The sequence below is a fragment of the Pseudomonas fluorescens genome, from assembly GCF_004683905.1.
GTDB lineage: Bacteria > Pseudomonadota > Gammaproteobacteria > Pseudomonadales > Pseudomonadaceae > Aquipseudomonas > Aquipseudomonas putida_A.
This window is the reverse complement of record NZ_CP038438.1, coordinates 2,731,573-2,750,560: the sequence shown is the minus strand read 5'-3', so window position 1 is coordinate 2,750,560 and position 18,988 is coordinate 2,731,573. Positions and strand designations below refer to the sequence as shown.

Below are 18,988 nucleotides of genomic sequence, written 5' to 3'. Positions count from 1 at the left end.
GGATGTTCATTCAACCTGTTCAGGAAGCAAAATCAGCGCTCGATCTGATTTTTGATTCCATCAATGGTATTTTCGGCCAATGAATCTATATCGCGGCTTCGTTTACCTGACATTACTTCTCTGCGCTGGCTGTGTAAAAACAGCCAACATCCCGCCCGCCGACCTTACTTTATCGTCTTTCGAATTAGGACCGAATAATCTTTTTACTGTGAAATTCACTTCAACAGTAGATTTGGCTAGCGCATCCAATGATTTCGAGAACTCTAATCAGCTCACGCCAACGCTGATCTGCTCACTAGACGGCGATATGGATTTTTCGTCCAAGCATTCAATCAATATAAAGGCTGAAGGCCTGGTGAATGCGAGCAGCCAAACCAGACCAAATTACACTTTCACCTCAGAGCTTGTTTTCTACAACGCTAGACCCTACGGGACGCAACTCGATCTGAATGATTACGAAGCCGTCCGACCGCTACTAGCCAATAAAGCTTTCATACCCTGCAAGGTACGCATTACCGCGTATGGATATAAAACCTATTACACAAAGTCATTGATCATTCCAACCACGAAAATGACAGAACAGATATTTAAGAAGCCTTAGATAAAACCTAAGCAAGAACAACCTGAAGTATCTGACTGCTGCTGGATATACCTGGGGGTTATTGGTCGAAAGGAAACCTGCCTCCAGTGGCTCAATCTCCCGTCACAAACCTGTCACCCCCAACCTGCTAACCTCCCCTGCGCCTCCTCCCCACTTACTTAAGAGCCCCAACAAAAGGTGCCCCAAGGTGTACTCCGTCGCCCCACCCCGCCAAAAAATCATCCTCCGCTCCGAAAACCTCCACTCCGAAGACTTCGGCGCCCTCTTCTCCCGGCTCTTCGGCAATCGCTACGCCGACACCCCGCCGATCCCCTCCAACATCATCATCGGCGGCGTCTACGGGCGGCACGACGGGGTCAGTTTCCGGCGTATGCATTACCACGGTGATTTCACCGTCACCTTCCCCGACCCGCAGGACGAGATCACTTTTGTGATTCCCACGGCGGGCAAGATTGTGTTCAACCACCGCACCGAGTCCGTCGGTGTGGCGCAAGTGGGGTTGGCGATTGATAAGGCGGATATCCGCTCGATGCGGTTTCTCGACAATCACGCGCAGCACGGGATTTCGGTGAATCGGGGGCAACTGACGGAGCGGTTGGCGGCGTTGTTGGGGCGGCCGGTTGTGCAGAAGATTGTGTTTGAGCCGGTGGTGGATCTGCACTCGGCAGCGTTTGGCGGGATCAAGGCGTTGATTGATCTGGCGACGGGGACGGAGTTTGATCTGTTGCTCAACAGCGGGACGCTGATGCCGTCGCGGTTGCGCGAGATGTTGATCGATGCGGTGCTGGAGGCGTGGCCGCACAATTTTACCGAGGCGTTGCGCCAGCCGGCGCCGAGGGTGGCGCCGCGGCATGTGAAGTTGGCGATGGAGTTTATTCAGGCGCATCCCGAGCAGTTGGTGAGTGGGGTTGAGTTGGCGCGGTTGAGCAATGCCAGTCAGCGCGCATTGCAGGATGGGTTTCGGCAGTTTGTCGGGATGTCGATTGTGGCGTATCAGCGGCAGGTGCGGCTGGAGCGCGCTTTCGAGGCGCTGGGGCAGCGGCATTCGGCGTCGGTGACGGAGGTGGCGTTGCGCTTTGGCTTCAGTAATGTCGGGCGGTTTTGTCAGTATTTTCATCAGGCGTATGGGGTGAGTCCGGCGCAGTTGAGGGGGCGGGGTTGATTGGTTTATCGGCGGGGATGCTGGTGGATCAGTTGATGGTGATGTTGGCTGTCATGGCGCCTTCGCGAGCAAGCCCGCTCCCACAGGGTTATGCAGTGGACTCAAGACTGGCGCTGGTCGGTGACACGGCTGATGTGCTGGACTCAGGTTTGGCGGCTGGCGGGGATCTGAATGTGGGAGCGGGCTTGCTCGCGAATGCGGCGGGTCAGTTGATGGTGATGTTGGCTGACATGACGCCTTCGCGAGCAAGCTCGCTCCCACAGGGTTAGTTGGTGGACTCAAGATTGCGGCTGGTCGGTGCCATGGGGTTATGTGCTGGGCTCAGGGTTGGCGGCTGGCCGGAATCTGAATGTGGGAGCGGGCTTGCTCGCGAATGCGGTGGGTCAGGCGAGGTGATGGTGACTGACACGGCCTCTTCGCGAGCAAGCCCGCTCCCACAGGGTTAGTGGGTGGACTCAAGATTGCGGCTGGTCGGTGCCATGGGGTTATGTGCTGGGCTCAGGGTTGGCGGCTGGCCGGAATCTGAATGTGGGAGCGGGCTTGCTCGCGAATGCAGTGGGGTCAGTTGATGGTGATGTTGGCTGACATGACGCCTTCGCGAGCAAGCTCGCTCCCACAGGGTTAGTTGGTGGACTCAAGATTGCGGCTGGTCGGTGCCATGGGGTTATGTGCTGGACTCAGGTTTGGCGGCTGGCCGGGATCTGAATGTGGGAGCGGGCTTGCTCGCGAATGCTGTGGGTCAGGCGAGGTGATGGTGACTGACACGGCCTCTTCGCGAGCAAGCCCGCTCCCACAAGTTTTTGCGGTGACTCAGGGTTGGCCGTTCCCTGCTCCACCATATTTTGCTGGTGCTTTGTGAATGGTGGTCGTCCTTGACCTTGCGCGGTTGTCCCTGCTTTAGAACGCGTAACTGGCCTTCAGGCTGCCACTGAAACCGTGGCTGTCACCACCGCCGCTGGCACCGACTTCTGCGCCGACGCTGACCGCGCCGAGGCTGGCCATCAGGTTGACGCCGCCGCTGAACTGGTCGCGGTTGTCGAAGGCGGCGCGCTGTTCGATGTCTAGGCCCAGCAGGTGACTTTGGCTGTTGACGTCGTTGTTGCCCAGGGTGCGTTCGTAGCCGACTTGTACGCCCGGCACCAGTTGCCATGCGCCCATCGCCACCGGGGCAAATGCCACGTTGAGGTTGGCGACGGCACTGCGGCGGGTGGCGGTGTTGTCGTCGATGTCGAGTGCCAGTTCGCTGCCGTTCTCTTGGAAGCCTTTGAGGTCGAGGTGGCTGACGCGCAAGCCGAGGCTCGGTTCGAGGATCATGCCGTTGACCGGTGCGCGGTAACCCAGCGCCAACGTCGCGCCGGAGAGGTTGCCGTGAGTGTCGCCCTTGGCCGCGCCGAGGCCGCCACCGAGTTCGCGTTTGCTGTCGTAATCGACGTAGCCGGCGCTGGCGTTGGCGTCGACGAACAGGCCACGTTCCAGGCTAGTGAAGCCGTAGCGCGCGCCGAGGTTGAAGAAGGTGAAATCGGTATCGGCCTCGCCGCCCGCGCCGCCGACGGTGCCTTTGCTGTAGCCGAAGCCGCCGCGTGCGCTGAGTTGTTCGGAGAAGCGCTGGGTGATACTAACCATCAGGCCCTGGCTGTGTTCGTTGCTGCTTTCGGCGTGGGACGAGCCGTCGGTGCCGAGGTAACCGGCGAGCGCGGTGGTCCACAAACGGTATTGGCCGACTTTCAGATCGGTGCCGCTGGCGTAGGGTGCGGCGGCTTGTTCGATCAGCGCGTTCTGCCGCAGCAAGTAACTGGCGGCGTCGGCGTGAACTTGACCGCCAACCTGGGATTCGACACCGCCGAGGGTGCCGGCGTCGATGGCCGATTGCAGGTAGTAGTTGTAGGCGCTGTAGGTGCCGGACAGGTTGGTGTTCTGCAACTCGCGGAGCAATTGGGCACCGGCAGCGGCGTTGCCGATCAACCCCGCCTGACCCGGCAGGCTGTTGTACTCGACCAGTTTGCCGCGCAACACGTAGATGGTTTCCTGCGACAGGCCGAGGCCTTGTTTGAGGTAGTTGTCCATGCTGCCGTATTCGGCAGTGACCTCATCCAGACCGGCCTGGAGGTAACTGGCCTGCACCCCCAGCAGCGGCGCGTACACCGAAGCCATGCTTGGCGGCATCGCTTTAAGAGTCGCGGCGACGCGGGCGGCGGTGTAGTCGTTGGTCGCCAGGTAGTTGGCCATGATGGTCGCGTTATCGACCCCGGCGATGCTCTGCAGCACGGCGGCGGTCCAGCCGGTGCGGTCCTTGCCGGCGGTGCAATGGAACAATTGTGCGCCGTCGGTGGTAGCCAGTTCGTTGAACAGCTTGCCGAACTGACCGCGCATCCCGGCGTCGCTGACGAAGGCGCGGTTGGTCTGCTCCATCATGGCGATGGCGTCGGCGGCGCTTTTGAACGACACGGTGGTGATGTTCGCGCCGGAGGTGGTGCTGCCGATGACGTCGATGTTCTGGTAGGTCGCACCGGTCAGCATCGTATCCGGCGTGCCGGCGATTTCGCTCGGCGTGCGCAGGTCGTAGACGGCTTTGACACCGAGGCTGTTGAGGGTCGCCAGATCCGTTGCCGACGGCGTGATCGCGTTGGAGCGGTAAAACACGCCGCTACGCATGGTGCCGTCGTGGGCGGTGGAATACGCAGTGGTCAGGCCGGCGACATCACGGAAGTTGTCGATACTTTGCAGGCGCGGCGTGTCGAGCGCGACAGGCTCGGCAGCGTGGGCAGCGGCGATGGACAGGCTCAGAACGGACAGCGAACACACAAGACGTTGAAACACAGTGCAGCCTCATTGGAATTAGCGTTGGGCTGGCTACTATCTGCAATCAACTGATACCGAATATGACAGAACGACTGCGCAAGGAAATGGCTGCGCGATCGGGCCGTGGGCTGCGTTTTTTGTCCGTATCTGCCAGAGAGCCACTGTAGGAGTGAGCCTGCTCGCGATAGCGGTGTGTCAGACAACGCAAATGTCAGCGATATACCGCTATCGCGAGCAGGCTCACTCCTACAGGGTTCGGTGATGAATGTGGAGTTTTCGGTTGAAGGCGATTCCGTCCATAATCCCTCCCCCAAATGGACTGACACAGGAAATGTGAAATGGACACCACTCAATGGCTCGGTTTGTTCGAGCGGGCTTTTCGCGGCATGGAAAAGAATCTTGAGCAAGTGCTGCAACTCAACAGTTGCCGCGAGCATTGGATTCAAGCCCAGATCAGTCTGCAAGCCTGGTTCGAAGATGAGATCGAGATCTGGACGGATCTGCCGATAGGCGACCGACGCAAAGCGGACCTGTACTCATTGGACGACAACGGTGCGCCGAGGATGGTCGCCGAAATCAAATGCCTGGGCGATGTCTCGCAGGCCAAGTGCCTGGAAGGCGATTGGTCAGTGCGGGCCGATGTTGATCGGTTGCGCTCTTTCGAATGCCCCACCCGCCTGTTCGTCCTGGTCATCGCCAAAGGCGAGCGCGAAACCAATACCGGACGTCGCCTTCGCGAAGATGAATGGGTGGATGGCCGGACATGCGTCACTGTGGATCTGCAATTTGCCCTGGTTCGGATGTGGGCTTTGTAGGTCAAGTTCTTCATCCACTTCTGCACGCGACGTGGGCCGACATCGCGGCTCGCTCGGGTGCGCCGTTGCTCAACATCGAAGTGATTTGCTCGGATCGACGTGAGCATCGTCGTCGGGTTGAGCAGCGGCAATCAGACATCACGGGGCTGACATCACCGAGTTGGTTTTCTGTTGTGAATCACGAATATGAGGCCTGGACGCAGCCGATCCTTCGGCTCGACACCACGAGTCTCTCCGTGGATCAGGCGGTGGAAATCATTGTGGGAACTGGCCTGCTGGCGATTGGGGCGAGCCTGCCAAAGTGATGGCGACTGACATGGCCCTATCGCTGGCAAGCCAGCTCCCACGGTTTTTTGCGGTGAGCTCAGGATTGGCGGCTGCCAGAGATTCAAAGTGGGAGCTAGCCTGCTAGCGATTTCGGTGCATGACAATCTCCAGCTCCTCGCCCCATTCCGGCACCTGAAAGTAGCTGGAGATCAAATCAAACTCTGCATCCGAAGCGGCAAACTCATGTTCGGCCAGCGCATTGCGTGCATGTAGCCGGGCGCGGCAAGTATCGTCATCCACCGCGAGATAGTGCAGGCAATGCGGCACTTTTGCAGTATCCGCCAGCCCTCGCAACCACTGCCGATCCGCCACGGTATTGGCCGGAAAATCCAGCACCACACTCACCCCCGCGCTAAGCAGATCGATCACCAACGGCCCCAGCACGCCGCGAATCTGCCGCGCACATCGAAGGTAATCCGCCACGGATTTGATCTGCTCCGGATACAGCCGCGACAGCCACTGATCCTCACTGAGCACCAGCGCGCGCTGCTCCTCAGCCAGTAATTGGGACAGTGTCGATTTGCCCGAGGCGATCTTGCCGCACATCAGGTGTAGTGTGGGTGCACGCATTGGGGACGCTTCCTTATGTCGATTGCTGGATAATGCCCAGCGCCTGTCAGCGAGGCAATTGAGGCGCATGACCCAACGAGGAACCCAGATGACCACAATCACCGCACGCCACTGCTCGTCCTGGGTGCTACTTACCCTGCTCGCCACTGCCATGGCGCTGACGGCCGGCTGTTCGAGCAAGCGCTACGCCACCAATGGCTCGAACTGCTACGCCAAAGCCGTGCCCACTTCCGGCGAAGGCGGTCTGGCCTGGGGCGATACCTTGAGCATGGCGCGCAAGAAGTCGTTGAATAACTGCATGCGTTATGCGAGCCGCTCCGGAGGGACGCCGAACACTTGCCAGGTGGTGCAGGCGCAGTGCAAGCGCTGACGGCACCGATAATGATGTTGGCTGAAACGGCCCTATCGCTGGCAAGCCAGCTCCCACAGGGTTATTGGGTGGACTCAGGATTGGCGGCTGCCAGAAATCCAATGTGGGAGCGAGCCTGCTCGCGAATGCGATGGCGACTGACACGCCCTCTTCGCGAGCAGGCTCGCTCCCACATGGGGTTGTGCAGTGGACTCAGAATTAGCGGCGGGTTCCCGCAGGTTTTGCGGCGGAGAGGGGATTGGCGTCCAGTGTGCCGTCCTGAACCATGCGGTTCATGGCGTTGGCGTTCAAGTACACAGCAGTATTAGTGAGAGTCATTTTGCCGACTCCATGTCCCCACAATACTCACTTGTGGTGAGGGGATTCATCCCCGATGGACTGCGTAGCAGGCCCGCTTCTTTATTGGTTGAAGAAGCCCGGCCCACTTTGCCCGCCATCGGGGATGAATCCCCCCACTACAGGTTTACTCAGCAGAAGTGACCGTCTGCTATCAGCGATTCAAACCCGCCGCATTAGCCCGCGCGGTGTGCAGCTTTTTATAACTGTCGATCAGACGCAGGTGACGATCCAGCCCTTCGAGCTTCATGCTGGTCGGCGTCAGACCGTAGAAACGCACGCTGCCATTGACCGAACCGATCGCCGCGTCCATGCGTTCGTCACCGAACATGCGGCGGAAGTTGGCCTCGTAATCGGCCAGTTCCAGATCCTCGTCCAGTTCCATTTCCAGGCACACGTTCACCGCTTGGTAGAACAAGCCGCGTTCGACGGTGTTGTCGTTGTATTGCAGGAAGGCTTCGACCAGATCCTTGGCCTGTTCGAATTTCTGCAGGGCGAGGTAGATCAGCAGGCGCAGTTCCAGAATGGTCAGCTTGCCCCACGGCGTGTTGTCGTCGAACTCGATGCCGATCAGCGTGGTGATGTCGGTGTAATCATCCAGCTCGCTGTTTTCCAGGCCTTGAGCAAGGTTGCGCAGACCGACCTTGCTCAGGCTGTGCAGGTTGAGGATGTCGGCGCGGAATTGCAGGGCCTTGTTGGTGTTGTCCCAGATCAGGTCGTCCACCGGATAGATTTCCGAGTAGTCCGGCACCAGGATCCGGCAGGCATTGGCGCCGAGGTCGTCGTAGACCGCCATGTAGGCTTCTTTGCCCATGTCTTCAAGGATGCCGAACAGGGTTGCGGCTTCTTCGGCGTTGGAGTTTTCGCCTTGACCTGAGAAGTCCCATTCGACGAATTCGAAGTCAGACTTGGCGCTGAAGAAGCGCCACGACACCACCCCGCTGGAGTCGATAAAGTGCTCGACGAAGTTGTTCGGCTCGGTCACGGCCTGGCCGGAGAATGTCGGCTGCGGCAGATCGTTCAAGCCTTCGAAACTGCGGCCCTGCAGCAGCTCGGTCAGGCTGCGCTCCAGTGCAACTTCCAGGCTCGGGTGCGCGCCGAACGAGGCGAACACGCCGCCGGTACGCGGGTTCATCAGGGTTACGCACATCACCGGGAATTCACCGCCCAGCGACGCGTCCTTGACCAACACCGGGAAGCCCTGCTCTTCCAGGCCCTTGATCCCGGCGAGAATGCTTGGGTACTTCTCCAGCACTTCCTGCGGCACATCGGGCAAGGCCATCTCGCCTTCGAGGATTTCGCGTTTGACCGCGCGCTCGAAGATCTCCGACAGACATTGCACCTGGGCTTCAGCCAGGGTGTTGCCGGCGCTCATGCCGTTGCTCAGGAACAGGTTTTCGATCAGGTTCGACGGGAAGTACACCACCTCGCCATCCGACTGGCGCACGAACGGCAGCGAGCAGATGCCGCGCTGGGTGTTGCCGGAGTTGGTGTCGTACAGGTGCGAACCTTTGAGCTCGCCGTCGCGGTTGTAAATGTCCAGGCAGTATGGGTCGAGAATCTCTGCCGGCAGCTCGTCTTTCGGGCCCGGTTTGAACCAGCGCTCATTCGGGTAATGCACGAACTCGGCGGTGGCGATGTCCTCGCCCCAGAACTGGTCGTTGTAGAAGAAGTTGCAATTCAGGCGCTCGATGAACTCGCCCAATGCCGAGGCCAGCGCGCCCTCTTTGGTCGCGCCTTTACCATTGGTGAAACACATCGGCGAATGCGCATCGCGGATGTGCAACGACCAGACGTTAGGCACGATGTTGCGCCACGAAGCGATTTCGATCTTCATCCCCAGATCAGCGAGGATCCCCGACATGTTGGCGATGGTCTGCTCCAGCGGCAGATCTTTACCGGCAATGTAGGTGCCCGCTTCAGAGGTCGAATGCGGCATCAGCAAGGCCTGCGCATCGGCGTCGAGGTTCTCGACTTCTTCGATCACGAACTCGGGGCCGGTCTGCACGACTTTCTTCACCGTGCAGCGATCAATCGAACGTAGGATGCCCAGACGATCCTTCTCGGAAATGTCTGCCGGCAATTCGACCTGGATCTTGAAGATCTGGTTGTAGCGGTTTTCCGGGTCGACGATGTTGTTCTGCGACAGGCGAATATTCTCGGTCGGGATGTTGCGGGTTTCGCAGTACAGCTTCACGAAATAAGCCGCGCACAAGGCCGACGACGCCAGGAAGTAGTCGAACGGCCCCGGTGCCGAGCCATCGCCCTTGTAGCGAATGGGCTGATCGGCGATCACCGTGAAGTCGTCGAACTTGGCTTCAAGTCGAAGGTTGTCGAGAAAGTTGACCTTGATTTCCATGCGGGTTTACCAGAGAGCAGAAACGAATTGGCGGCCATTATCCGGGTTTTCAGCCTGACGTCTTGTGCTTTTGCGTAATCGCCGCCGGGTGGGCTCTGCTGCGTCTTGGCGGGTGCGAACGACAAAAATGCCCTGAGCAGTGAATTTTTTCGTGTCTTCTTGTATCTGACGGAAAGAACCCATGCCAGCAAAACAATGGCATCGAATCCGTTCAGCTATGAGTGACCCGCATGAAATCAAGGAAAAACAAGGTCAATCCCATCGGATTGAAAGACATCACGATTGTCGACGACGCCAAGATGCGCAAGGCGATCACCGCCGCCGCACTGGGCAACGCCATGGAATGGTTCGACTTCGGGGTGTACGGCTTCGTCGCCTATGCACTGGGCAAGATCTTCTTCCCCGGCGCCGATCCAGGCGTGCAGATGATTGCGGCACTGGCGACCTTCTCGGTGCCGTTCCTGATCCGTCCGTTGGGCGGCCTGTTCTTCGGTGCGCTGGGCGACAAATACGGGCGGCAGAAAGTGCTGGCCGCGACCATCGTGATCATGTCGCTGAGTACCTTCGCCATCGGCCTGATACCGTCGTATGAGTCGATCGGCATCTGGGCGCCGATCCTGCTGTTGCTGGCGAAAATGGCTCAGGGCTTCTCGGTCGGCGGTGAGTACACCGGCGCCTCGATTTTCGTCGCCGAATATGCGCCCGACCGCAAGCGCGGTTTCCTTGGCAGTTGGCTGGACTTCGGCTCGATTGCCGGTTTCGTCCTCGGCGCCGGTGTGGTGGTGCTGATTTCAACGATCATCGGCGAAGAGAAATTCCTTGAATGGGGCTGGCGTCTGCCGTTCTTCCTCGCCCTGCCGCTGGGCATGATCGGCCTCTATCTGCGGCATGCGCTGGAAGAGACGCCGGCGTTTCAACAGCACGTCGAGAAACTCGAAGAAGGCGACCGTGAAGGTCTGGCGGGCGGGCCGAAGGTCTCGTTCAAGGAAGTCGCGACCAAACACTGGCGCAGCCTGATGACCTGCATTGGCGTGGTGGCGGTGACTAACGTCACCTATTACATGCTGCTGACCTACATGCCGAGCTACCTGTCGCACAACCTGCACTACAGCGAAAACCGTGGCGTGCTGATCATCATCGCGATCATGGTCGGCATGCTGTTCGTGCAGCCGGCGATCGGTTTTATCAGCGACAAGATCGGCCGCAAACCTTTCATTGTGGTCGGCAGTATCGGCCTGTTCCTTCTGGCGATCCCGGCGTTCATGCTGATCAACAGCGGCAAGATCGGCCTGATTTTCTCCGGCCTGCTGATCTTCGCGGTATTGCTGAACTTCTTCATCGGCGTCATGGCTTCGACCCTGCCGGCGATGTTCCCCACACACATCCGCTACAGCGCGCTGGCCGCCGCGTTCAACGTCTCGGTGTTGATCGCCGGTCTGACCCCGACTGCCGTGGCCTGGCTGGTAGAAAGCACCAACAACCTGTACATGCCGGCCTACTACCTGATGGTGATTGCCGTGGTCGGCCTGATCACCGGCGTGACCATGAAAGAGACCGCCAACAAACCGCTGCGCGGTGCCGCACCGGCGGCGTCGGATCTTGAGGAAGCCAAGGAACTGCTCAAGGAACATCACGACAACATCGAGCAGAAAATCGAAGACATCGACGCCGAAATCGCCGAACTGGAAGCCAAGCGCAAGGAGTTGGTGCAGCAGCATCCGCGCATCAACTGATGTAATGACTGACGGCGGCCCTGCCCGGAGGCCGCCGTCGCTCAACGCGTCACAACACGAAGCCGTCACCGATCAAGCGCACCAGAACCTCCCCCGCCTCACTCAATTCACCCGGTGCCTGCATCAGGCGCAACTCGTGCAGCGGCAACTCGGGTAGCCCCTCCTCACTGCTCAACACGCGCATGCCGGGTCGCACTTGCGCACGATCAACAATGCCCACCGCCAGTCCGGCCTCGATGGCTGTTTCCAGCGCGCTGGCACCGGCGCTGACAATCACTGCGCGCCACCGGCGTCCCTGCTCGCTCAATGCATCCACGGCAACGCTGCGATAGGGACAACCCTTGCCGTGCAAGGCCAGCGGTACCGGCCGGGTGAGATCCTGCGTGTAATTGTGCGCGGCAACCCACACGGGCTGGGTCAGGCCCAGCATCCTTACGCAACGCGTCGATGGCGGCGCGTCTGCGACGACCACCAGCAACGCCAGATCCAGTTGCCCGCGTTCCAGACGCGCACTCAACCGACCGCTGGCACCTGTTTCGACTTCCAATTCGATGTGCGGAAAATCTGCCGACAGGTGCGGCAACGTACAGCCCAGGACCGCGCCGGCGTATTCCTCGGAAATCCCCAGGCGAACCCGCCCGCTGGCCAGCGGCGTGCTGAAACTCGCCAGCAATTGATCGTGGTGGCGTAGCAAATCGGAGCTCTGCAGGGCAAAGCGTCGACCCAGTGGCGTGAGGTTGACCGTCTGGTTATCGCGCTCCAGCAAGCGCCCGCCCGCCAGCGCTTCCAGACGCCGCACATGCAGGCTGACCGCTGACGGGCTCTTGTTGAGGAAACTCGCGGCGGCGAGAAATTGCCCGAAGCGCACGATTGCCTGAAAGGTGCGCAACAGTTCGATATCAAGGGTTTCGGCCATTCTTGAGAATTCCTGCATCAGTGGTGCGGATCGTATCGTTTGAATGCATCAGTGCTTGATTCATATCATCGAACTCATTCCTCTGTCAGGTGCCATGCGATGAACGTCATGCCTGTTCGTTTTTTACTGCTGATGGCAATGGTGGTCAGCTGGAGTTCGGGGTTCATTGGCTATCGCTACGTCGCCGATCAGGGCAGCGTATACCTGGCCTCGTTGTGGCGTTTTGTATTGGCGGCATTGCTGTTGCTGCCGTTCGCCTGGGCCGGCTTGCGTGGTTTACGCGGCAAGGACATGTTGCATCAGGCACTCCTTGGGCTATTCGCGATGGGTGGCTACATCGGACCGATTGCCGCCTCGATTCAACTTGGCGTCACGCCTGGCACTGCGTCACTGTTTGCCAATCTGTTGCCGCTGACGATCGTGCTGCTGGCCGGCAGCGTCCCAGGCCAGCGCACACGTGGCTGGCAATGGCTGGGTGTGGCGCTATGCGTGATCGGCATGCTGCTGGCCAGCGCCGCGAGTGTCGAATGGGCCGGTGCGGGGTTGTGGGCCTACAGCTTACCGTTACTGGCGGTATTGTCGCTGGCGGCGGCCACCTTGTTTGAGAAAGCCCGGCCGGGCATTGCAATACCGGCCACCACGGCGCTGTTCATTCAGGTATGCGCGGTGATTCCTGTATTTGCGCTGCTGGCTGGCCTTGAGGGTGAATTGCGCCCGCCCATCACTGCGGATTTTGTCAGTGGCGTGCTGTGGCTGGTGATCTTCTCGACGTTTGGTGGCTACGGATTTTATTGGCTGTGCTTGCAGCAATTCAGCATACAGCGCATCAGTGGCGCGCTGTTTCTGACGCCACCGGTGACACTGTTGTGGGCGTGGATGCAGTTCGACGATCCGCTGAGTGCCAGCGCGCTACTCGGTATCGGTCTGACCTTGGTCGGTTTGCCATTGCTGGGGCGAGCGCCGAGCGAAAAAGTGTGTGCCGTCGGCATCCGCCAGGAAACTAAATCCGCAGGCGACAAGTCACTGACTTAGCGGAGGTTGAGGCATTTCGCCGAACCTCGTTTATTGAAGATGCCAGCGTGGTCACTCATACCAATCGTCGCAACAACCTCTCGCTGGACAGCCTGAATTTCTTCCTCGCCGATGTGCGCGATGGTCTCGGGCCGTATCTGGCCATTTACCTGCTGGCCGTTCATCACTGGGAGCCGGCCAGCATCGGGCTGGTGATGACCCTCGCAGGCATTGCCGCCCTTGTCACCCAGACGCCCGCCGGTGCCCTGGTCGACAACACACGCAGTAAACGAGCGGTGATCGCGATTGCCGCGTTACTGGTGACCGGCAGTTGCGTGGTGTTGCCCTTCGTGACGTCCTTCAGTCTGGTAGCGATCACCCAAGCGCTGAGCGCCGCCGCGGCATCGGTGTTCGCTCCAGCCATTTCGGCGATCACCCTGGGCATCACCGGGCCGCGCGCGTTCACCCGACGCACCGGACGCAACGAGACCTTCAACCATGCCGGCAACGCCTGCGCGGCGCTGCTGGCCGGTGGATTCGCATACCTGTTCGGGCCGGTGGCGGTGTTTTATCTGATGGCGGTCATGGCGCTGTGCAGTGTTATCGCCGTGAGCTTCGTCGATGCCAACGCGATCAACCATGATCTGGCCCGGGGCCTTGACCCCAGCGACGCTACACACAGTAAAGCGCCCTCGGGATTGGCGGTGTTGCTGACCAACAAGGCGCTGCTGATGTTCGCCATCTGCTGCGCCCTCTTTCACTTGGCCAACGCAGCGATGCTGCCACTGGTGAGCCAGAAACTGGCGCAGGTCAATTTGCAGATGGCGACGCCACTGACCTCGGCCTGTATCGTTGCCGCACAACTGGTCATGGTGCCGGTCGCCTTGCTGGTCGGGGCCAAAGCCGATGTGTGGGGACGCAAGCCGCTGCTACTCGCAGGCTTCCTGATTCTGCCGCTGCGTGGCGTGCTTTATACGTTATCCGCCGACCCTTACTGGTTGGTAGCGGTGCAGATGCTCGACGGCGTCGGCGCGGGGATCTTCGGTGCGCTGTTCCCGGTGGTAGTGAAAGACCTGACGCTGGGCACTGGACACTTCAACATCAGCCTCGGCGCTCTCTCGACGGTGTTTGGTCTGGGCGCAGCATTGAGTGCCAGCGTGGCGGGCATTGTGCTGCAGGAGGCAGGTTACAACGCGGCATTTCTCACCCTGGCAGTGATTGCCGGAGTGGCGTTCGTGCTGTTGTGGCTGGCGGTGCCTGAGACATTGCCGCAGGTGGGGAATATTGAGCCGGCGCTGCAACCTGAGGAGGAAGGATTTGGCTAAGAATGTGCTTGAGTTCAGCGATAGTGATCTGGCGCAGATGCAACGCTTCAATCGCAAGCTCGCCTGGCTGCCGCGTTTTCGCATCCGCAATCGGCTGACGCCGCGTTTGATCCAGGCATTGCTGCGTGCCAGTCAGATTCTCAGCGCGGATAAAACGCTCAAGCATGATCTTCATGCGCAGAACATTGTGGTCCACTCACAAGGCACTTCAGTACCCGTCCGAATCATCCGCCCGCAAGGAAAGGCTCAAGGTGTGGTGCTGGATTACCACGGTGGCGGCTGGGTGATCGGCAATGCGCAGATGAACGACGACCTTAATATCGGCATGGTCAAGGCATGCAACGTGGCGGTGGTATCGGTCGACTATCGGTTGGCAGTCAATACGCCAGTTGAGGATCTCATGCAGGATTGTCTGTGCGCTGCACGCTGGCTGTTGAGCGATGATTGCACGGAGTTCGTCGGCCTGCCGGTAATCGTTGTCGGCGAATCGGCAGGCGCGCATCTGGCAGCTGCCACCCTGTTAGCGCTCAAAGCATCATCCGATCTGCTGCAGCGGGTCAGCGGCGCCCTGCTCTATTACGGCGTTTACGATCTCGCCGGCACCCCAAGCGTGCACGCAGCACCTGCTGACACGCTGGTACTCGACGGCCCGGGAATGGTCGAGGCGCTACGCTTGTTGACTCCAGGATTGAGCGATGATGAACGCCGGCAGGCGCCACTGTCTCCGCTGTACGGCGACTTGAGCGGATTGCCACCGGCGTTGATGTTCACCGGTGAACTGGATCCGCTGCGCGATGACACGCTGGAACTGGCTGAGCGCTGGCAACAATCAGCACCGGTTGAAATCCATCTACTGCCCTCGTCCGCCCATGGCTTTATCCATTTTCCGACCACCATGGCTAGTCGTGTTTTGTCCTACAGTCGGGCTTGGATTTCGCGTCAGATCAGGGCAAAAACAAGCAGTTAGGGCCTGTATTGGCAGGAAAATACTTTCCTGCGGGCAAAACAAAACCCCAACTGCTTTCGCAATTGGGGTTTCGGAATTTAATCTTGACGATGACCTACTCTCACATGGGGAAACCCCACACTACCATCGGCGATGCATCGTTTCACTTCTGAGTTCGGGATGGGATCAGGTGGTTCCAACGCTCTATGGTCGTCAAGAAATTCGGGTACTGACTCGTGACCGGTTGGCCTCGCTTCAGCAAATCGGGTATGTGATACAGGTGTTTGTGAGCATCGCGAACTTTCGGTTCATTGCGTCTTCACACACCGCAATCTGGTCTCTTTCGAGCATGCAGATTGCTTGGGTGTTATATGGTCAAGCCTCACGGGCAATTAGTATTGGTTAGCTCAACGCCTCACAGCGCTTACACACCCAACCTATCAACGTCGTAGTCTTCGACGGCCCTTCAGGGAACTCAAGGTTCCAGTGAGATCTCATCTTGAGGCAAGTTTCCCGCTTAGATGCTTTCAGCGGTTATCTTTCCCGAACATAGCTACCCGGCAATGCCACTGGCGTGACAACCGGAACACCAGAGGTTCGTCCACTCCGGTCCTCTCGTACTAGGAGCAGCCCCTCTCAAATCTCAAACGTCCACGGCAGATAGGGACCGAACTGTCTCACGACGTTCTAAACCCAGCTCGCGTACCACTTTAAATGGCGAACAGCCATACCCTTGGGACCGGCTTCAGCCCCAGGATGTGATGAGCCGACATCGAGGTGCCAAACACCGCCGTCGATATGAACTCTTGGGCGGTATCAGCCTGTTATCCCCGGAGTACCTTTTATCCGTTGAGCGATGGCCCTTCCATACAGAACCACCGGATCACTAAGACCTACTTTCGTACCTGCTCGACGTGTCTGTCTCGCAGTCAAGCGCGCTTTTGCCTTTATACTCTACGACCGATTTCCGACCGGTCTGAGCGCACCTTCGTACTCCTCCGTTACTCTTTAGGAGGAGACCGCCCCAGTCAAACTACCCACCATACACTGTCCTCGATCCGGATAACGGACCTGAGTTAGAACCTCAAAGTTGCCAGGGTGGTATTTCAAGGATGGCTCCACGCGAACTGGCGTCCACGCTTCAAAGCCTCCCACCTATCCTACACAAGCAAATTCAAAGTCCAGTGCAAAGCTATAGTAAAGGTTCACGGGGTCTTTCCGTCTAGCCGCGGATACACTGCATCTTCACAGCGATTTCAATTTCACTGAGTCTCGGGTGGAGACAGCGCCGCCATCGTTACGCCATTCGTGCAGGTCGGAACTTACCCGACAAGGAATTTCGCTACCTTAGGACCGTTATAGTTACGGCCGCCGTTTACCGGGGCTTCGATCAAGAGCTTCGCGTTAGCTAACCCCATCAATTAACCTTCCGGCACCGGGCAGGCGTCACACCCTATACGTCCACTTTCGTGTTTGCAGAGTGCTGTGTTTTTAATAAACAGTCGCAGCGGCCTGGTATCTTCGACCGGCATGAGCTTACGGAGCAAGTCCTTCACCCTCACCGGCGCACCTTCTCCCGAAGTTACGGTGCCATTTTGCCTAGTTCCTTCACCCGAGTTCTCTCAAGCGCCTTGGTATTCTCTACCCAACCACCTGTGTCGGTTTGGGGTACGGTTCCTGGTTATCTGAAGCTTAGAAGCTTTTCTTGGAAGCATGGCATCAACCACTTCGTCACCTAAAAGGTAACTCGTCATCAGCTCTCGGCCTTAAGATCCCGGATTTACCTAAGATCTCAGCCTACCACCTTAAACTTGGACAACCAACGCCAAGCTGGCCTAGCCTTCTCCGTCCCTCCATCGCAATAACCAGAAGTACAGGAATATTAACCTGTTTTCCATCGACTACGCTTTTCAGCCTCGCCTTAGGGACCGACTAACCCTGCGTCGATTAACGTTGCGCAGGAAACCTTGGTCTTTCGGCGTGGGTGTTTTTCACACCCATTGTCGTTACTCATGTCAGCATTCGCACTTCTGATACCTCCAGCAAGCTTCTCAACTCACCTTCACAGGCTTACAGAACGCTCCTCTACCGCATCACTTGCGTGATACCCGTAGCTTCGGTGTATGGTTTGAGCCCCGTTACATCTTCCGCGCAGGCCGACTCGACTAGTGAGCTATTACGCTTTCTTTAAAGGGTGGCTGCTTCTAAGCCAACCTCCTAGCTGTCTAAGCCTTCCCACATCGTTTCCCACTTAACCATAACTTTGGGACCTTAGCTGACGGTCTGGGTTGTTTCCCTTTTCACGACGGACGTTAGCACCCGCCGTGTGTCTCCCATGCTCGGCACTTGTAGGTATTCGGAGTTTGCATCGGTTTGGTAAGTCGGGATGACCCCCTAGCCGAAACAGTGCTCTACCCCCTACAGTGATACATGAGGCGCTACCTAAATAGCTTTCGAGGAGAACCAGCTATCTCCGAGCTTGATTAGCCTTTCACTCCGATCCACAGGTCATCCGCTAACTTTTCAACGGTAGTCGGTTCGGTCCTCCAGTCAGTGTTACCTAACCTTCAACCTGCCCATGGATAGATCGCCCGGTTTCGGGTCTATTCCCAGCGACTAGACGCCCTATTAAGACTCGCTTTCGCTACGCCTCCCCTATTCGGTTAAGCTCGCCACTGAAAATAAGTCGCTGACCCATTATACAAAAGGTACGCAGTCACCCAACAAAGTGGGCTCCCACTGCTTGTACGCATACGGTTTCAGGATCTATTTCACTCCCCTCTCCGGGGTTCTTTTCGCCTTTCCCTCACGGTACTAGTTCACTATCGGTCAGTCAGTAGTATTTAGCCTTGGAGGATGGTCCCCCCATATTCAGACAAAGTTTCTCGTGCTCCGTCCTACTCGATTTCATGACTAAGAGACTTTCGCGTACAGGGCTATCACCCACTATGGCCGCACTTTCCAGAGCGTTCCGCTAATCTCAAAGCCACTTAAGGGCTAGTCCCCGTTCGCTCGCCACTACTAAGGGAATCTCGGTTGATTTCTTTTCCTCAGGGTACTTAGATGTTTCAGTTCCCCTGGTTCGCCTCTTGCACCTATGTATTCAGTACAAGATAACCATCTTATGATGGCTGGGTTCCCCCATTCAGACATCTCCGGATCAAAGTCTGTTTGCCGACTCCCCGAAGCTTTTCGCAGGCTACCACGTCTTTCATCGCCTCTGACTGCCAAGGCATCCACCGTATGCGCTTCTTCACTTGACCATATAACCCCAAGCAATCTGGTTATACTGTGAAGACGACATTCGCCGAAAATTCGCAAAACTCTTAAGAGCCACTCACAAATTTTACCTTAGCCTGATCCGTTACCAGTGAAAGTAACGTTCAGTCTATCTTTCTATCACATACCCAAATTTTTAAAGAACGATCTAATCAAAAGACTAGAAATCAGCATTCACCATCACAGCGATGGAATGCTCATTTCTAAGCTTTCAAACTTCAGAAGCAGTGGTGGTGGAGCCAAGCGGGATCGAACCGCTGACCTCCTGCGTGCAAGGCAGGCGCTCTCCCAGCTGAGCTATGGCCCCGTATTTCTACAGGTTTCCCACACAAAAATTGGTGGGTCTGGGCAGATTCGAACTGCCGACCTCACCCTTATCAGGGGTGCGCTCTAACCAACTGAGCTACAGACCCAATTTCGGGCTGCTTCTATCGTCTTC

General features: G+C 57.9%; 12 protein-coding genes, 2 tRNA genes and 2 rRNA genes. 8 read left to right on the top strand and 8 right to left on the bottom strand.

Annotation, left to right across the window (positions count from 1 at the left end; translation table 11 throughout):
* Positions 1 to 788 precede the first annotated feature (788 nt).
* Entirely contained in the window at positions 789 to 1,763 is a 975-nt protein-coding gene (locus E4T63_RS12350) for an AraC family transcriptional regulator (protein WP_135295585.1), read from the top strand.
* A gap of 897 nt (positions 1,764 to 2,660) precedes the next feature.
* Here the strand turns inward: E4T63_RS12350 and E4T63_RS12340 are convergent.
* The gene (locus E4T63_RS12340; RefSeq protein ID WP_135295584.1) at positions 2,661 to 4,580 is read right to left on the bottom strand and encodes a tyrosine-protein phosphatase; all 1,920 of its coding nucleotides are present in this window, start codon (positions 4,578 to 4,580) and stop codon (positions 2,661 to 2,663) included.
* 320 nt (positions 4,581 to 4,900) lie between these two features.
* Between E4T63_RS12340 and E4T63_RS12335 the strand changes: the two genes are divergently transcribed.
* Together E4T63_RS12335 and E4T63_RS12330 are read left to right on the top strand one after the other, a co-directional pair.
* Positions 4,901 to 5,377 (top strand): hypothetical protein, encoded by a 477-nt coding sequence (locus E4T63_RS12335; RefSeq protein WP_098968357.1) that lies wholly within the window; start codon positions 4,901 to 4,903, stop codon positions 5,375 to 5,377.
* 65 nt (positions 5,378 to 5,442) lie between these two features.
* Positions 5,443 to 5,682: a hypothetical protein gene (locus E4T63_RS12330; protein WP_193774888.1), complete on the top strand. Its 240-nt coding sequence runs from the start codon at positions 5,443 to 5,445 to the stop codon at positions 5,680 to 5,682.
* Between the two features lie 103 nt (positions 5,683 to 5,785).
* Here E4T63_RS12330 and E4T63_RS12325 read toward each other — a convergent pair whose 3' ends face one another.
* Positions 5,786 to 6,274, bottom strand: coding sequence for an AAA family ATPase (locus E4T63_RS12325; RefSeq protein ID WP_135295583.1), 489 nt, complete (start codon positions 6,272 to 6,274; stop codon positions 5,786 to 5,788).
* An 88-nt stretch (positions 6,275 to 6,362) separates the two neighbouring features.
* Between E4T63_RS12325 and E4T63_RS12320 the strand changes: the two genes are divergently transcribed.
* Positions 6,363 to 6,644, top strand: a complete 282-nt coding sequence (locus tag E4T63_RS12320) for a hypothetical protein (RefSeq protein ID WP_098968355.1) — start codon at positions 6,363 to 6,365, stop codon at positions 6,642 to 6,644.
* Between the two features lie 490 nt (positions 6,645 to 7,134).
* Here E4T63_RS12320 and E4T63_RS12315 read toward each other — a convergent pair whose 3' ends face one another.
* Positions 7,135 to 9,339, bottom strand: coding sequence for an OsmC domain/YcaO domain-containing protein (locus tag E4T63_RS12315; protein ID WP_103367606.1), 2,205 nt, complete (start codon positions 9,337 to 9,339; stop codon positions 7,135 to 7,137).
* A gap of 230 nt (positions 9,340 to 9,569) precedes the next feature.
* On the opposite strand from E4T63_RS12315, the gene proP reads away from it, so the two are divergent.
* Positions 9,570 to 11,072, top strand: coding sequence for a glycine betaine/L-proline transporter ProP (proP, locus tag E4T63_RS12310; RefSeq protein ID WP_135295582.1), 1,503 nt, complete (start codon positions 9,570 to 9,572; stop codon positions 11,070 to 11,072).
* A 49-nt stretch (positions 11,073 to 11,121) separates the two neighbouring features.
* Here proP and E4T63_RS12305 read toward each other — a convergent pair whose 3' ends face one another.
* On the bottom strand, positions 11,122 to 11,988 hold the full coding sequence (locus E4T63_RS12305) for a LysR substrate-binding domain-containing protein (RefSeq protein ID WP_135295581.1): 867 nt from the start codon (positions 11,986 to 11,988) through the stop codon (positions 11,122 to 11,124).
* A gap of 99 nt (positions 11,989 to 12,087) precedes the next feature.
* On the opposite strand from E4T63_RS12305, the gene E4T63_RS12300 reads away from it, so the two are divergent.
* Genes E4T63_RS12300 through E4T63_RS12290 form a run of 3 tightly spaced genes read left to right on the top strand, consistent with a single transcriptional unit; the run spans position 12,088 to position 15,291 of the window.
* Positions 12,088 to 13,020 (top strand): DMT family transporter, encoded by a 933-nt coding sequence (locus tag E4T63_RS12300; RefSeq protein WP_245223440.1) that lies wholly within the window; start codon positions 12,088 to 12,090, stop codon positions 13,018 to 13,020.
* A 47-nt stretch (positions 13,021 to 13,067) separates the two neighbouring features.
* A complete protein-coding gene (locus tag E4T63_RS12295) occupies positions 13,068 to 14,324 on the top strand; it encodes an MFS transporter (RefSeq protein WP_027613784.1) in 1,257 nt (418 codons plus the stop codon).
* A 37-nt stretch (positions 14,325 to 14,361) separates the two neighbouring features.
* Entirely contained in the window at positions 14,362 to 15,291 is a 930-nt protein-coding gene (locus E4T63_RS12290) for an alpha/beta hydrolase fold domain-containing protein (protein ID WP_134787570.1), read from the top strand.
* 81 nt (positions 15,292 to 15,372) lie between these two features.
* Here E4T63_RS12290 and rrf read toward each other — a convergent pair.
* The 4 genes from rrf to E4T63_RS12270 form a co-directional block, all read right to left on the bottom strand.
* Positions 15,373 to 15,488: ribosomal RNA gene (rrf, locus tag E4T63_RS12285) — 5S ribosomal RNA — on the bottom strand.
* Positions 15,489 to 15,641: 153 nt separating this feature from the next.
* Positions 15,642 to 18,533 (bottom strand): 23S ribosomal RNA (locus tag E4T63_RS12280).
* A 247-nt stretch (positions 18,534 to 18,780) separates the two neighbouring features.
* A tRNA-Ala gene (locus tag E4T63_RS12275) sits at positions 18,781 to 18,856 on the bottom strand.
* A 29-nt stretch (positions 18,857 to 18,885) separates the two neighbouring features.
* A tRNA-Ile gene (locus E4T63_RS12270) sits at positions 18,886 to 18,962 on the bottom strand.
* Positions 18,963 to 18,988: the final 26 nt, after the last annotated feature.